The sequence below is a fragment of the Vibrio sp. B183 genome (assembly GCF_000740665.1).
Lineage (GTDB): Bacteria > Pseudomonadota > Gammaproteobacteria > Enterobacterales > Vibrionaceae > Vibrio > Vibrio coralliilyticus.
This window is the reverse complement of the sequence record NZ_JPQB01000004.1, coordinates 485,241-498,999: the sequence shown is the minus strand read 5'-3', so window position 1 is coordinate 498,999 and position 13,759 is coordinate 485,241. Positions and strand designations below refer to the sequence as shown.

Here is a 13,759-nt window from a genome sequence, read left to right as displayed (position 1 = left end):
ATGAAAGATATCAACGAGATCGCCTCTTCTTGGAAGCAAAAAAGTCAGGATAAGCCCGCTCAAACAACTCAACAGGTTACCAAACCTAGCATCCCCGTTGTTCAGCAAACTCAAACGCCTGCTGCACCTGCAACTACTTCGAACCAAATGCAAGTCAGCAGCGAGTTCAATCAGGATTTGAAGGATGTGCTTCGTCCGTACTCTGTAGAGCAACGCAAGCACATCATGGGTTTCTTTGGCAAGATGCAGGAGAACTTCTCCACCCAGTTCACTCACATGTACGGCTCAGAGCCGGATGATGAATTTGCGGCGTTTGCCTCTGAGCTTTCCATCGATGATGTTGAGCGTATTGTTCATCATCTACGTGAGCGTTTGGTGGCAGGTAAAGAGTGGCCACCCGCATTGGCCCTGCTCTCTATGCTGAAGGACCTACCGCTCAACAACGAAATTCTTGAAGCTCGCCATCGCATCCTGATCAAAAAAGATCCGCAAACTCGCGTTGAAAAGTACATCTTTAACCGTAAGAACAGCTACCTGAAATCACTGTCTGAGAAAAATCTCGCAGAAGAATTCAAAGTGCTATACATCAACGCGTATCAAGAAGTGCAGAACAACCTCGATCAGACACTCGACCAAAGAGAAAAAGACGTCGAACAGAACGTGCTCAAAGTGGAGCCAACAGAAACGGATCGTGAAATTGAGCGTCGAATGACACAAGGTATAAGGCCGAGCGGAAAAGTTGGAAGCATTCTTTCTCGTATTGATAAACTTCGTGGGGCGGGTGAAAGCATGTCGGCGAAAAATGTGTCGCAAGCCGCATGGGAAGAGGTGACAGAACCCGCGAAACCAGTTAAACAAGACACGATCGATCGTGAGCAACAAGCTTTGATGGAACAGATACTACGAGAAACAAACGGCGACAATGAGAACCTTTAATATTCTGAAGAAAGAGCGAGATTTCTTTCTCGCTTCCACTGGGCGTTCGCATTGTAAAATCATCATTGACGATTACAGTCGTGACTTGCCGCTCGGTGAAGTTGAGCTGCATGTTGAAGAAGTCTCGAACAAATACAAATACTACTCCAACGAAGCCATTTTTAAGCTCACACTGCCCCTTGAAGAGCAAAGCAGTATCGACATTTGCACGCTCAGCAGTGGCCGTAAGAATCAATTTCTTTACAAGAAATGTCTGCGACTCGGCGGCAAATGGGAAACGATTCTTGGCCAGTGGGTATTTTCCGCATCAGTTGAAGATAAAGTGCGTGAACTCGAAAGTATTATCCGTTCTGAAGAACAGTATTTTGAGGTGACCTTCAAAGAGACCGTCACTCTGACCAATCAAGAACTGACCTTGTTTGGCTATCCGGTGGTGCTTTCCTCATCTAGCACATCGGTGAAAACCATGAAAGGCATCAGGTTACATCGTGGTGATATCGCCGTGATGGGAAATCGAACCGTCGTCGTCGCAGGGACGAAGATCCGACTATTCGTCCCATTGGAGATGAAAGACAACCCTGATTTTCGTGAAGATTACCTCTGCGCAACAGAGGTTGAGAAGAAGCGTAAGCCTAACAAGAAAACGACTTACTCTTGGGAATAAGGTGGTTTGCTCCCCTCACTGCAAAACGGAGGGAAGCGAATGACTTCAAGCCATTGAGTGAAGGCCAATCATATTCCCTTCAGTGTCCGACACCACGGCGATAAAGCCATGAGGACCAATAGAGAATTTGGAGTGTTCAACTTTCCCACCAGCGCCAGCGACTCTAGCCTCTTCAAGGCTGCAGTCTTGGCACGAGAAATACACCATCGTGCTGTTGCCGCCTGCTGAAACACCGTTCATCTTCGCCAATGCGCCTGCCGCACCATACTGTTCCATCACAGCAGGAAATAGCCACATCTCCACACCCATTTTGGCATCATCGTTCATCTCCTCCAGCGTGACATCAAAAACCGTTTGATAAAACGCCTTCGCTCGATCCATGTCATCAACATAAATCTCAAACCAACCTACCGGATTTGTTTGCATAGCCTGTTCTCCTTTTGTGCGCCGCCCGGTCTGTTAAAGGTAGACCATCCCAGTTGATGGCGTGGACTTACGACGATTCATTCACACAATCGAAACATTTAGTGACGCTCTTTTGCAGCAAGAGGGAGTTAGGGTAGGTAATTACGTTGCCTTCAGGGTGTTTAATCAGGGTATGAAACATACGTATATCAAGAATGGTCCCCTCAATATCTTCCCCGTCGGCAATTTTAATCACATCGCCAATCCGATATGGAAAAACAAAGAAAATCAGAAAGCTGGCTGTAATGTTGCTCAAGATAGACCATTGAGCAATAAAGCCAACACCAAGAACAGTAAATACAGACGAAAGAAAAATTGAAAAACTTCCATAGCCAATCCCACTAGCAATTAGATAAACAGCGAATAGGAAACCGAAGTAGATCAGGCTGAAACAGCGTTTAATAAACAGAGTACGACTCAGGCCAACTTTCTTAGCAACCGCCAGCGTCGTAATTGCTTTGTCCGTAAAACGAACCATGATCCAATAGATAATGATAAATGTCAGTGCGAGCAGAATATCGTATTCCTTAAGCACCGCAAAAAACCTCGCCACATTTTCCAGCATGATGATCTCCTCTCGATTTCTGGGTTCAATCATGCAGGAACTGCACTGAAAATTTATCAACGGCGGATAGCCATTTAATAAAATCACTATCTAAGAGGAACAAAGACTCCCACATAAGCTCAATGCACCCACCTTTAGGTCAGTTAAACAGATAAAGTACCGATAAAATAAATATCAAGACACTGATATATAAGGATTTATATTTTTATCTCCAGCAAATAGCTTGATGAGATATTGCTAACGATTCGGTAATTAAAACCCGTTCGGATTAGGAAATAATGCACTCCTGTTCAACCTACATCAGGAATCTATTATGACCTTTATCGCTATTAAATTGCTTTTTGTTCTTGCCGCACAGCTACGTAAAAAATATCGAGCTAGCCGCGTGCAAGCTTAATCGACAATGCTCAGCCTTTTGATCACCCAACTTCTTATGCTCTGGGCAATCGTCGACCCTATCGGTACCGTCCCGAACTACATATCACAGCCAACAACAACTAGGTTGTTGGCGTTGTAATACTTCTGATTGGGCTGCGTACGTTTGCTACCTCCTCTAACTAATCGTTAACTGGTTATCACTATGAATTTAGACATTGCCGTTATCTTCGGCACTTTGCTGGCACTGGAAATTATCCTCGGTGTCGACAACATCGTTTTCATTTCCATCTTGTGTGAACGACTCCCGATTCATCTTCGCAGGCGTGTGCGAAACCTTGGTATTGGACTCGCCGTGGTGTCACGAATCGGCTTGGTGTTCTCAATCAGTTGGTTGATGTCTCTGACAGAACCTTTGCTCACCATCAGTGAATATGACTTCACAGGTAAGGCGCTCATATTGCTGTTGGGTGGGCTGTTTTTGCTACTTAAAAGTTTGCACGAATTGTGGCACTGGTTGGGGGCTAAAACCCAAACCCATTCGCGTACGTTAAGCACTGGTGTGGCCGTCATCATTCTACAAATCATTGCGGTGGATGCCGTATTCTCTATCGACTCAATCATCACTGCGGTAGGCTTGACTAACGACATCAATATCATGATCGCAGCAATCATCATCTCAGCACTAATCATGATGGTATTCGCCGATAAGATTCAGGGAGCAATATCGAAGTACCCTGGGCTAAAAACTTTAGCGCTGTTGTTCTTGGTACTTCTTGGTGGGTTATTGATTGCCGAGGGGGTAGGTATTATGGTCAACAAAGGCTATGTCTATGTCGCGATGGCATTCGGACTGATTCTGGAAGGTTGCCATATCTTGCTGAGCAAGCGTAAAGCGATCAACAGTCAGGTTAATGGTGCAAATGATTTGAATCAGTTAGGCTAAGCCCTCGACTATCGAACAGAAACAAAAAAACGCCGGAATCACTCCGGCGTTTTTCATTTACTGCTCTGGGCTTATATCTTCGAGAATCGGGTCTAAGTTACTGTCAAAAAACAGTGGCCCTGCTAGGTTGAGAGCTCTCATAGATGAATTACCCTGGGTCGCTTTCAAGTACAGCTCTCTCGCACCTCCAATGTTTCCTCTCGCTTCTTCTGCTTTTGCCAGCAAAATGTAGGTCAGATTGGATTGCTGCTGATAAGGCATAGACAACAGAATGCGCGAGGCCAGCCTAGGGTCATCTTTAGTGAGCGCCATAATCGCGTTAGCTTCATAAACTCTTGGTGAAGCACCTTCCTGAAGTCTCTCCGTCAATGCAGGTTCATAAAGCTGATTGAGCTGTACAATTTTGGCACTTTTGTTTTCCACATCGGTAAAAAATACATTCATAACTTCACCAATGTAGTTCACCGCAATCACCATAGAACTATCAGGTGACGTTTCTTTCGCGGCTCTGAATCGGTTCAAAGACCCCATAAAGTCGAAATTTTTGTACAACAAACCAATGCCATTCATCATATTTTCGAGCGTCTGTGGGTCACGTGGCATTTCTTCTAAAGTGAGTAAAATATCGCGCTTAGGCACCTCAATGAACATCGAGCTCAGTACGTCATCCAGCATTGCCAAAAAGGTCGCATGAAATAGAGATAGGTCAGTGGAATAACGTCGATTTAAATGTGTTTGCTGAGATACGCGATTGTAATACTTCATCGCCAGCTTTTGCTTGCCATCTTTACCTTGTTTTAACTTGAAGCTCAGTTCAACCGCAGCCAGTTTGGAATGAGGCTCTTCGTTAACAATCCGGATATTGCTGTAATAGTCGAGATACTCCATGAACTTGGTCACCATGCCATAAAGCTCCGGAGATTCTTCAATTCCAGGGCTGAGATTAAGCACCACATAACGTGATTCATAGTGCTGAATATTATCGACCGCTTGATGTTGGTGGTCAGCTCCTGAAGTGGAGTTTGCCCAGTGATTTGCGATGAAGCCGGCTTGCAGCACCACAACCACACCTAAAGCCCAGGTAAGATAGCTACGCTTGGAGCGTGCAGGTTTGTCAGCGATAAGGGTCGCCGGTGCCACAACTTCTTCGTCCGATTCTACCACTTCACTAGCTGTTGAAGGCGAGGATACTTCCAGCTTTTCGACTGTCACTTCAGCATCAAACTTGTAACCGCGCTTTGGCACAGTCACAACATAATTTTTGTGAGATTCCGTTTTGTTTTTAAGGACCTTGCGCAGCTCAAATACTGCTTGGGTCACGACCTGATCCGTCAGGATTGTTCCATTCCAGACATGCTCGATCAATTCATCACGAGTATGTGTCTGCCCCGGATACTGACAAAAGAACTCAAGCAGCTTAGATAGCCTTCTATCAATATTAACCGTTTCGTCAGCAAAAAAAATCTGCCCTTCGTTTGGAACAAAGCGCCATTCATCAACAATAAAACAGGTACCTTTCTCTAACATATTTGGAAATTTCGCCCCTATTGTTTCGTTAATTCAGATTAAAGATAGTATACAATTAGATGATTTTGTTGGATTTATTATCAATTCTTATCGACTTCATTGTCGTTCTACCCAATGGCTCACAAAAGCAGACTCTGATCGAATCAATTCTATGTGAAGATCTTCTATATCCAGTCCATAAATAGGTTTTGGTAGCTTCAGAAATTCATCCTGTTCACTGGTCAGCCCAACATCGTTCACACCAAAGGCAAGAACGACAAAAGACAAGGTTTTAGCGGTTAAATTTAGCATCTCATTACCATCGAAGTTCGGAACCAAAGCTCCACGAATACCGAAAAGAGAAAACATTCTATTCATCCACTAACGCATGTCATAAAAATAGAATAATTAAATAATTCATAAGGATATGACGAAAATTGGATGTTTTGTTTATCTTAGTTTTATCTTTTTTATCTTGTTACACACTAGTCTGTTGCCTTAATTAAATAGTCCTAAGGAGATAGATGTGAAAAAGCCTTTCACCGTTCTCATATTTGCAGCGGTACTCGGTGTTGTTGGCTACAGCAGCGTGAAAAGCTATGCCGAGTGCGAGGATCAGGAGATACTCTCCGTCGATAAAATGACCTGTGAGCAGTTCAACGAACTGGAATTGCAGACTCAACCTGTCGTGATGGAATATCTCTTGTCATGGAATTACAACGCGGATGAAGTCGCCGTTATTATTGAAAGCAACGGAATTGAAGCGTATATCGATGAACTGGCGCAGCAATGCCGAGACACACCAGATATCATGTTGCATGATATCGTTGTCGACGAGCATCACTCATAGATTATCCGCTATCAGAAAAGGGCGCTCAGGCCCTTTTCATTTTTACTCTTCGGAGAGTGTCATCTCTGTATAGGCTTGCTCACTCATCAAGTCATCCAAAACCTGATTCAGCTTACTCCGATTTCTTACTGTCTGACCTGCGATAATGATGTGCGCCATACCATTTGCAACGGCAAGATGGTGCTTTCTCCAAATCGCTTCAGAAGGCTTAGGGAATACCACGATGGTTGAATTGGCGTTTCGCCAGGCTGGAATATTATGCTTGTTAAGTACCTGAACCGTTTCTTCTGCCAGTTCAAGACAGCTTTGAATTCGCTCTCTTTTTTCTTGTTCGCTGGTGCTTCGAATAAACTTCCACAGAAACAAAGGCGTTAAGCCATTACGCGAGCCCGTAAGCGTTTTATCTGGTGCAGCAATGTATTCAATCTGATGGCTGATCTTATCGGTGTGCTCTTTTAAGGCCAGCACCATGCCACACGGAATCGGTGACCCCAGCATCTTATGGCCAGACACAGATATTGAGTCAATGCCGTCTCTGAATGAAAACTTGGGCGGGTTGTCTACGTAAGGAATGATCATGCCATGAAAAGCGGCGTCCGCATGCAAGTAGTACTGATCGCGGCTAAAACCTGCATTATACAATCGAGCCTGAATCTGCTCTAAGTTATCTATTGCTCCGGACATGGTTGTGCCAATATTGGCGAAGATAATTGGTGGTTTATTCGGATTTTCCTTAAGAGCGGACTCTAGCGCGTCATAATCCATTTCGCCATTAGCCTGAGACTCTACAACACAATGCTCGACGTTGAGAAAGCGAACAATCTTCATCACCGAATAGTGAGTATCCTTAGAGAAGTACACTACACCGTCAGGGAAGCGTTCACGTGCCAGGTAGCATCCGTACATATTGCCTTCAGTGCCACCATTGGTGACATAACCCCAAGCTTTTTCTGTGCTGGTATGAAACAGCTGACAAAAGTACTCAACAACATCCTGCTCAAACTGAAAGGTATTCATTGGGTAGTTCGACGTTTCCGCCCAGTCACCAACATTGTTAATCGAGAACTGGAAGAAAGACGATAGGTCCTGATAGTCGTAATCTGTCGCAACTGGATATCCCAACATCTGATGTTGGCTGTCGAGGCAAACTTTGTAAAACTCCCTAAGTCTTTGAGTATCATCATAAGAAAGTGGCATGTTCAATCCTTTACGTCCGATTTATCGACGTCTAAATGCCCTTTTCGACAAGCAATTACAACAATAAATCGAACGCTAAATTCGGATGTGTGACTGGCGATAGAAAACCACTATATTTAGCTGATGAAAGACTAAGAGAGTAGTTGTTAAAATATTATATATATCAATTATTTCTAGTGAAAAACATTGATGTATCTGCGCTTTTTCAGGCCCTTAAATAGTGACTTTGAACAATAGCACCTAGATGAGTTTCACTCGTATGCAGCTTGAAATTCAATGGTTTCACTAAGTCACCAAACAGCGGCGCGCCACCACCAAGTAATACTGGAATGGTAGTGATGACCATCTCATCAATCAGGTCTTGCTGAAGGAAGCTCTGTACCGTTTTTCCACCATCGATGTAGAGATTTTTGTAACCCTGACCATTCAATTCCTTCAGTACATTCTCCAAATCACCTTTGACCAGAAAGACCTTGTCTTCATAACCTTCAGGCACCTTGTCCATTGTATTGCTCAATACAAAAACAGGTTTCGAATAAGGCCACTCGCCGCCAAAGCATAAAACTACATCCAATGTGTTTCGCCCCATCACGAGTGCATCGACGCGTTCCATGATTGCGGAGAACCCCATGTCATGATTATCTGGGTTAGGAACCGAGTGAAGCCAATCAAGACCACCTTCTTTATCCGCGATATACCCGTCTAGACTTGTAGCAATAAACACGATGTTAGACATAAAACAGCTCCGATAGTGATAGATAAAATGAACTCGACACCATTAATTCTACACTGTAGAATTAATGGAAATACTATAACGAGATAATAAAATGTCTGTCAAGAAGAAACGTGGAAGACCAGCAGGAGAAAAAGCTCAATTGGGTGAGGAACGTATTCTTTCGGTTGCAAAATCAATGATGAAAGAGCAGGGAAAAATTCCCAGTATACGGGCACTTGCCAGCGAGTTAGATGTTGATGCGATGGCCATCTATTACTATTTCAAAAACAAAGATGCGCTGCTGGAAGCCATCACGGTTTCCTTGATTGAAGACATCTATCTGCCTAAAACTAACGAAAACTGGCAGCATGAGCTCACGCAGTTAGCAACCAGCTATGTCCAGTTGTTGAAGAGCTATCCAGGATTATTGACCACGTTGCTCAGCATGGAATCTGTCAGCCCAGCGATGGTCTTCATTGAGCGTTTCAAATCTATTATCGCGTCATTGTCTTTAAGCGAAGCGGAAGAGCGTAATGCCATTGATCTTTTGGCGGACTACCTTCACGGGTTTGCTTTAGCTCTCAACTGCAACCCTAACACCGACCAACTCGATGAAAACATGATGACAGGGCCGCTTTCACTCTATTTCCGAGCTTTAATGTCTGGTCAATAAGGTAAGGGCTATGCTGCGGAGTGGCAGGGTAAGCAGTTACTCATTTCCGATTTAAGCCAACTGACGAATGGCTTACTCAGTGGCGAATGATGATCGGCGGCTTGGATGGCAACATAGTTGTGCCCAGTAAGAGAAAACCCCATAGGTGCAATTAACCGCCCTTGCTGAATATCATGGTGTACCAGTGGGTAAGAACCTATAGCGATCCCAAGCCCGTCACTTGCCGCCTGCAAACAAAAATAGAAATGAGCAAAGCTTTGCTGGGATTTTGTTGTGACTCCTGAGAGAGACGAAGCGTTTAACCACTCTTGCCACGCTGTTAAACGCGTTTGAGAATGCAGCACCTTGGCATTTTGTATATCACCTTGAATGCTCTCCCAGTATTCTTTGGTACACACTGGCCCCGCCCACTCTTCCACCAAAGGAGTTATCTGATAGTGCGACGGGATCGGGAAATCGTCACGACGAATCGCGACATCCAGCCCCGCATTGACGAGATTGATTGGGCCGCCTGCCGTGGATAACCGGACATCCGTCCCTGTTTGAGAATAGAATTCGTCCAGCTTGGGCATCAGCCAGCGCATGGTAAGCGTGGGCTCACAAGACACTTCCAAAGAGTGAGCATCGAGGCTGTTTAGCTTGGCAACACCTGCCGATAAAGCGCCAAACGCCTGCTCGGTATAGCTCTTGAGCAGTTGCCCTTCTTCCGTTAGCACCACATTGCGGCCTTGTTTATGAAACAGGCGCTTATCCAAATACTGTTCTAACGTCTTGATTTGTTTACTGACGGCCCCATGCGTCAAATTGAGCTGATCTGCTGCCTGCGTATAACTGCTGGACGATGCGGCGATGTGGAATGCGTGAAATGCTTTAAGGTGACGCATATGTGAAATTATCTCACAAGTATTTGGCAGTACTTTCGATTATAGAAAGGAGATAAGCTTCCTACAATAGCTGCATCTTATAAACAATATACAAAGGTTCACAATGGAATTTGTTAGTTTAGCCGTGCTCGGTTTCTTTATTGTTATTAGTCCCGGGGCGGATTTTGTCTTAGTGTTGAGGAACAGTGTTCAACAAGGAAGAGCGGCAGGTGTTTGGACAGCCATTGGCATTAGTACCGCGATTACGGTTCACATCGCCTACTCTATTCTAGGTATTGGTTACTTAATTTCACAAAACCTTTTTCTTTTCCAATATCTGAAATATCTCGGCGCTGCGTATCTGATTTATCTAGGTATAAAAGGATTTTTATCCAGTAGCCACGAATTGGAACAACAAGCAGGCATGGAAAGCCATCAAGCTCAATGGTGCTATGCGTTGCAAGGCTGGCTATGTAACGCATTGAACCCAAAAACCATGTTGTTCTTTGTCAGTATCTTTAGCCAAGTCATTTCTCCCAACGGCGAAGAAATGACTCTAGCGCTGTTTTACGGTGGCTATATGATTCTGCTTCACGGGCTGTGGTTTGGTTTAGTGGCCGTCCTGCTGACCTCCCCAACCCTTCAAACGCGCTTGCTGAAATTGAAGAAAAGGCTGGAACAAGCCTGTGGCATTGCGCTTGTCTCTTTCGGCGCCTTATTGGCAACCAAAGCGTGATAAGAATCAGTCAAGCAGTTGCTTGAGGTGCTCTTCCAACCATTGGAGTGCTGGCCCTTTACCTGAACTTTTCAAAGTCGCCACATCCACAGGCGGACTCCAAGTCTTGTGATCAATCGAAACACGTAACTCAACCAAGGCGCCTGACTCAATAGCAGGATCCACCACGTGAGCAGGCAGATAGGACCAACCTAAGTTGCCATGCAGAATAGTGTGCTTGATCGAGCTAAAGCTGTTTGACCACCACACCTTGGACGCCAGCACGGGAAATTGCTGTAGGGTAGCGCCTTGGTTACCACGCGGTAACAACTGACGGTATTTGATGGCATCAGTGATCGTGACCGTATCCAGCTCAGCCAGAGGGTGAGCTGGATGGCAAATCGCTTTAAACGGTAAATGCCCAATAAAGCACGGGTGAATGTCCTGACTAAAATCCAAATCAGTAAACATGATGCCAATGTCTGCCTGACGTGAAGTCAAAGACTCGACGACATCCATACTGGCGGTCGAAATCAGTTCAATCTCTGTGGCCGGAAAGCTCTCAGCAAACTGGAGAAGTATCTTCGGCAAGTTCGGCACCATGAGCGCATCATCCACGGCAAGACGAATGAGTTCCTCATCGCCGTTTTCAATCGATTCCACTGATGCGTTCAGCTCTTCCACCTGCAAGACAATCGCTTTGACCTGCTTAAACAACTGACGCCCTTCACGGGTTAGCGTCGGCTTACGCGTCGAACGATCAAATAGCTGAATATTCAGATCAATCTCTAGATTGTTGATTCCCTGACTCACCGCTGACTGCACTTTGCCCAATTTTCTCGCGCTGGCGGAAAAGGAGCCCTGCTCAACGGCTTCAACAAACATCCTTAGTTGCTCAATGTTATACATATCACCATTCGTGATAGTTACTATCTATATTCAATCATAAATACCGATACTATTTATAGCAAATAATCAGTACATAAGTGAGAGAGAAACAATGTCACATAAAGAACGCATTCTACATATGGTGCTATTTGAACTGGTTGCCTTGATTTTAATGGCGACGCTAGCAACGCTGATCACTGGAAACGGCGCGGGCAAAATGGCGGGGCTAGCAATCGCACTATCGCTGATAGCGATGGGCTGGAACTACATTTACAACTATGGTTACGACAAAGTATTCGGCGCAGACCGCAGTAAGCGAACCGCCAAAGTACGTATTCTGCACGGGCTCGGATTCGAATTAGGCATGATGATCATCTCTTTCCCTGTTCTAATGTGGACACTGCAACTCGGATTCTGGTCAGTATTAGTCATGGATATTGGCGTGGTGATTTTCTTCGTCCTTTACTCCATCGGATTCAACTGGGTTTACGACGCGATTCGTCAACGTATTACCACTCAGCGACTAGCCACTTCAGCATAAACGCAGATTCACGAGCTATGGTTTTATCAAAGCTCGTGGTATTTAGCCTCTATTCGCTTTACACTTCGCTTATTACTCCGCAAATCCACTTCATTAATGCTCACTATTTCAAACACAGTCACGCTTCAGGCATGGGAGATTCAACTTACAGCAATTCGCGCTCAAGGTGCTGGCGGCCAGAATGTGAATAAAGTGTCTTCTGCGATACACCTGCAGTTTGATATAAAGCACTCAACACTTCCTGCGGTGTATAAAGAGCGCTTGCTGGCCTTAAATGATTCACGCATCTCGAAAGAAGGCGTTATCACCATCAAAGCGCAGCAATACCGCACTCAAGAGCAGAACAAAGAAGACGCACTTAATCGTCTCGCCGAACTGATTCGCTCCGCTAATGTCGTACAGAAAAAACGCCGCGCAACCAAACCCACAAGAGCTTCTAAAGAAAGACGTCTAAAAGCCAAAGGAATAAAGTCACAAACAAAATCCTTGCGCGGTAAGGTGAGCCACTAAAATATCCTTAACACCCCTTCAAGATTGAGGCGGTCTACTAGACTCAAATAAATAACCAAACTTACCCAGCACAACTGGTGTTTGGAGAAGCCTGCCTTCAGAGGGTTAAGCAGGCACCAATTCTTAACTACAAATAATTAAAGATAGCTACGCCAGCAACTCATCGATTCATTAAGTGATGAGTTGCTCGTTCAGCTAACACCGAAGCATAGAGTGCAACGAGAGGTCGCAACAACTCCCACCACACCTCCTCATGTATAGCCACCTTTTCAACCCGTTCAATTTTCCATGTCACATTGGTTGCATTCATCATTTGTGATCTACTGCCTTTCACCAAAATATAAAACCAGTAGCATATGCAAAATTTTTATTAAACTCCTGTTTTTATTTATATTTATGATGATTATGCAAAGTAAATTATCACTATTTATAAGGCCGAGGTCGTACATAAAAACAGCAATGATAATTACAACGAGGCTAGCTGCTATGACGCACACCTACATCGATCACTTTGGACCAACAACTACACATCATTACTTTAATCCAGGAAAGTACTTGAGCGACGAAGCACTTTTAAAGATTTACGATGAGTTACTCTCAATCAATGGACGCGCCAAGAAACCGGTTGATCACAGACTGTTAGATGCCGCTGATGATGTAGAAGCGATACGTAACAAATTCCAAAGCATGGTTGTCGGCATCTTGTATAAAGAGCAACAAGTGCCTATCGGGTTTTTGGTGAGCCCCATTATTCGCGAAGGTAAGTTAACCGTTGTTCACGCAGGACTCGTTGTTATCGCAGAAAACAATGGGACGAATCTTTTGGCACTCGCCACCGCAGGCTTAGCCAAAGTCATTTACAGAAAATATCGACGAGTCTATACCACCAACATATCTGCAACGCCCAGGATCATAGAAAATTTCAGCCGTTTTACTGTAAAAGGATGGCCTACCGCGGAGTCCAACCAAATCAAACCACCTTCTAAAATCTATGCTCGAGTTGCAGAAACGCTGGTAAATGGTTATGTCAAAAAATACTTCCACAATCCGGAATCCGTTGTCTTTGACTCGAAACGTTTTGTTCTCAGTTCAGAAACCGATGAAATGGGGTTTGAGAAAGACTACCGCCAGCTACCCAGAGCAAAACGCCACAACGTAAACAGCTTTGTTATGACGTGGATTGATACTGAAAAGGGAGAAGACATTCTGCAAGTTGGCATATTTAACACTTGGGTTGCATTCAAAACCTGGATTCAAATCAGTCTCTATCGATTGATTTTAATGGTTAGCTCTGGACCAGCCTATCAAACCAAAGAAGCTGTCACTGAACAATCTACCGAAGGAGCCTAG

At 44.6% G+C, this 13,759-nt stretch carries 17 protein-coding genes; 9 read left to right on the top strand and 8 right to left on the bottom strand.

The features are described from left to right. Positions 1–936 carry a hypothetical protein gene (locus IX95_RS05325; protein WP_021455999.1) on the top strand — a complete coding sequence of 312 codons (936 nt, stop codon included), beginning with the start codon at positions 1–3 and terminating at the stop codon, positions 934–936. Continuing rightward, positions 923–1,600 carry a hypothetical protein gene (locus tag IX95_RS05320; protein ID WP_038157460.1) on the top strand — a complete coding sequence of 226 codons (678 nt, stop codon included), beginning with the start codon at positions 923–925 and terminating at the stop codon, positions 1,598–1,600. Before IX95_RS05325 ends, IX95_RS05320 begins: the two co-directional genes overlap by 14 nt. Before the next feature lie 45 nt (positions 1,601–1,645). On the opposite strand, the gene IX95_RS05315 is transcribed toward IX95_RS05320, so the two are convergent. Continuing rightward, positions 1,646–2,026 carry a VOC family protein gene (locus IX95_RS05315; protein WP_038157457.1) on the bottom strand — a complete coding sequence of 127 codons (381 nt, stop codon included), beginning with the start codon at positions 2,024–2,026 and terminating at the stop codon, positions 1,646–1,648. A 67-nt stretch (positions 2,027–2,093) separates the two neighbouring features. Further along, positions 2,094–2,630 carry a mechanosensitive ion channel domain-containing protein gene (locus tag IX95_RS05310; RefSeq protein WP_038157455.1) on the bottom strand — a complete coding sequence of 179 codons (537 nt, stop codon included), beginning with the start codon at positions 2,628–2,630 and terminating at the stop codon, positions 2,094–2,096. Between the two features lie 580 nt (positions 2,631–3,210). Between IX95_RS05310 and IX95_RS05305 the strand changes: the two genes are divergently transcribed. Further along, on the top strand, positions 3,211–3,951 hold the full coding sequence (locus IX95_RS05305) for a TerC family protein (protein WP_038157452.1): 741 nt from the start codon (positions 3,211–3,213) through the stop codon (positions 3,949–3,951). Positions 3,952–4,008: 57 nt separating this feature from the next. Here IX95_RS05305 and IX95_RS05300 read toward each other — a convergent pair whose 3' ends face one another. Continuing rightward, on the bottom strand, positions 4,009–5,478 hold the full coding sequence (locus tag IX95_RS05300; protein ID WP_038157450.1) for a winged helix-turn-helix domain-containing protein: 1,470 nt from the start codon (positions 5,476–5,478) through the stop codon (positions 4,009–4,011). Between the two features lie 96 nt (positions 5,479–5,574). Continuing rightward, a complete protein-coding gene (locus IX95_RS05295) occupies positions 5,575–5,826 on the bottom strand; it encodes a hypothetical protein (RefSeq protein WP_038157448.1) in 252 nt (83 codons plus the stop codon). A gap of 157 nt (positions 5,827–5,983) precedes the next feature. Between IX95_RS05295 and IX95_RS05290 the strand changes: the two genes are divergently transcribed. Continuing rightward, entirely contained in the window at positions 5,984–6,307 is a 324-nt protein-coding gene (locus IX95_RS05290) for an HdeA/HdeB family chaperone (protein ID WP_038157446.1), read from the top strand. A 42-nt stretch (positions 6,308–6,349) separates the two neighbouring features. On the opposite strand, the gene IX95_RS05285 is transcribed toward IX95_RS05290, so the two are convergent. Both IX95_RS05285 and IX95_RS05280 read right to left on the bottom strand, forming a co-directional pair. After that, on the bottom strand, positions 6,350–7,504 hold the full coding sequence (locus IX95_RS05285; protein WP_006960325.1) for a histidine decarboxylase: 1,155 nt from the start codon (positions 7,502–7,504) through the stop codon (positions 6,350–6,352). A gap of 205 nt (positions 7,505–7,709) precedes the next feature. Beyond that, entirely contained in the window at positions 7,710–8,240 is a 531-nt protein-coding gene (locus IX95_RS05280; protein ID WP_038157444.1) for a dihydrofolate reductase family protein, read from the bottom strand. 91 nt (positions 8,241–8,331) lie between these two features. Between IX95_RS05280 and IX95_RS05275 the strand changes: the two genes are divergently transcribed. Next, the gene (locus tag IX95_RS05275; protein WP_038157442.1) at positions 8,332–8,892 is read left to right on the top strand and encodes a TetR/AcrR family transcriptional regulator; all 561 of its coding nucleotides are present in this window, start codon (positions 8,332–8,334) and stop codon (positions 8,890–8,892) included. A gap of 8 nt (positions 8,893–8,900) precedes the next feature. Here IX95_RS05275 and IX95_RS05270 read toward each other — a convergent pair whose 3' ends face one another. After that, positions 8,901–9,776, bottom strand: coding sequence for a LysR substrate-binding domain-containing protein (locus IX95_RS05270; RefSeq protein WP_038157439.1), 876 nt, complete (start codon positions 9,774–9,776; stop codon positions 8,901–8,903). Positions 9,777–9,879: 103 nt separating this feature from the next. Between IX95_RS05270 and IX95_RS05265 the strand changes: the two genes are divergently transcribed. Beyond that, positions 9,880–10,491, top strand: coding sequence for a LysE family translocator (locus tag IX95_RS05265; RefSeq protein WP_038157437.1), 612 nt, complete (start codon positions 9,880–9,882; stop codon positions 10,489–10,491). Between the two features lie 6 nt (positions 10,492–10,497). Here IX95_RS05265 and IX95_RS05260 read toward each other — a convergent pair whose 3' ends face one another. After that, positions 10,498–11,379 (bottom strand): LysR family transcriptional regulator, encoded by an 882-nt coding sequence (locus IX95_RS05260; RefSeq protein WP_038157434.1) that lies wholly within the window; start codon positions 11,377–11,379, stop codon positions 10,498–10,500. Positions 11,380–11,470: 91 nt separating this feature from the next. Between IX95_RS05260 and IX95_RS05255 the strand changes: the two genes are divergently transcribed. The 3 genes from IX95_RS05255 (at position 11,471) to IX95_RS05245 (ending at position 13,759) form a co-directional block, all read left to right on the top strand. Continuing rightward, positions 11,471–11,899 (top strand): PACE efflux transporter, encoded by a 429-nt coding sequence (locus IX95_RS05255; protein WP_038157432.1) that lies wholly within the window; start codon positions 11,471–11,473, stop codon positions 11,897–11,899. A gap of 96 nt (positions 11,900–11,995) precedes the next feature. After that, the gene (gene arfB, locus IX95_RS05250) at positions 11,996–12,409 is read left to right on the top strand and encodes an alternative ribosome rescue aminoacyl-tRNA hydrolase ArfB (protein WP_006960314.1); all 414 of its coding nucleotides are present in this window, start codon (positions 11,996–11,998) and stop codon (positions 12,407–12,409) included. Positions 12,410–12,895: 486 nt separating this feature from the next. Next, positions 12,896–13,759 (top strand): hypothetical protein, encoded by an 864-nt coding sequence (locus IX95_RS05245; protein ID WP_038157430.1) that lies wholly within the window; start codon positions 12,896–12,898, stop codon positions 13,757–13,759.

What these genes read in the sequence shown, in the direction of transcription:
- IX95_RS05315 (WP_038157457.1), bottom strand. Translation starts at nt 2,026, where the DNA reads ATGCAAACAAATCCGGTAGGTTGGTTTGAGATTTATGTTGATGACATG.
- IX95_RS05325 (WP_021455999.1), top strand. Translation starts at nt 1, where the DNA reads ATGAAAGATATCAACGAGATCGCCTCTTCTTGGAAGCAAAAAAGTCAG.
- IX95_RS05295 (WP_038157448.1), bottom strand. Translation starts at nt 5,826, where the DNA reads ATGTTTTCTCTTTTCGGTATTCGTGGAGCTTTGGTTCCGAACTTCGAT.
- IX95_RS05270 (WP_038157439.1), bottom strand. Translation starts at nt 9,776, where the DNA reads ATGCGTCACCTTAAAGCATTTCACGCATTCCACATCGCCGCATCGTCC.
- IX95_RS05300 (WP_038157450.1), bottom strand. Translation starts at nt 5,478, where the DNA reads ATGTTAGAGAAAGGTACCTGTTTTATTGTTGATGAATGGCGCTTTGTT.
- IX95_RS05245 (WP_038157430.1), top strand. Translation starts at nt 12,896, where the DNA reads ATGACGCACACCTACATCGATCACTTTGGACCAACAACTACACATCAT.
- IX95_RS05280 (WP_038157444.1), bottom strand. Translation starts at nt 8,240, where the DNA reads ATGTCTAACATCGTGTTTATTGCTACAAGTCTAGACGGGTATATCGCG.
- IX95_RS05255 (WP_038157432.1), top strand. Translation starts at nt 11,471, where the DNA reads ATGTCACATAAAGAACGCATTCTACATATGGTGCTATTTGAACTGGTT.
- IX95_RS05260 (WP_038157434.1), bottom strand. Translation starts at nt 11,379, where the DNA reads ATGTATAACATTGAGCAACTAAGGATGTTTGTTGAAGCCGTTGAGCAG.
- IX95_RS05320 (WP_038157460.1), top strand. Translation starts at nt 923, where the DNA reads ATGAGAACCTTTAATATTCTGAAGAAAGAGCGAGATTTCTTTCTCGCT.
- IX95_RS05310 (WP_038157455.1), bottom strand. Translation starts at nt 2,630, where the DNA reads ATGCTGGAAAATGTGGCGAGGTTTTTTGCGGTGCTTAAGGAATACGAT.
- arfB (WP_006960314.1), top strand. Translation starts at nt 11,996, where the DNA reads ATGCTCACTATTTCAAACACAGTCACGCTTCAGGCATGGGAGATTCAA.
- IX95_RS05265 (WP_038157437.1), top strand. Translation starts at nt 9,880, where the DNA reads ATGGAATTTGTTAGTTTAGCCGTGCTCGGTTTCTTTATTGTTATTAGT.
- IX95_RS05275 (WP_038157442.1), top strand. Translation starts at nt 8,332, where the DNA reads ATGTCTGTCAAGAAGAAACGTGGAAGACCAGCAGGAGAAAAAGCTCAA.
- IX95_RS05305 (WP_038157452.1), top strand. Translation starts at nt 3,211, where the DNA reads ATGAATTTAGACATTGCCGTTATCTTCGGCACTTTGCTGGCACTGGAA.
- IX95_RS05285 (WP_006960325.1), bottom strand. Translation starts at nt 7,504, where the DNA reads ATGCCACTTTCTTATGATGATACTCAAAGACTTAGGGAGTTTTACAAA.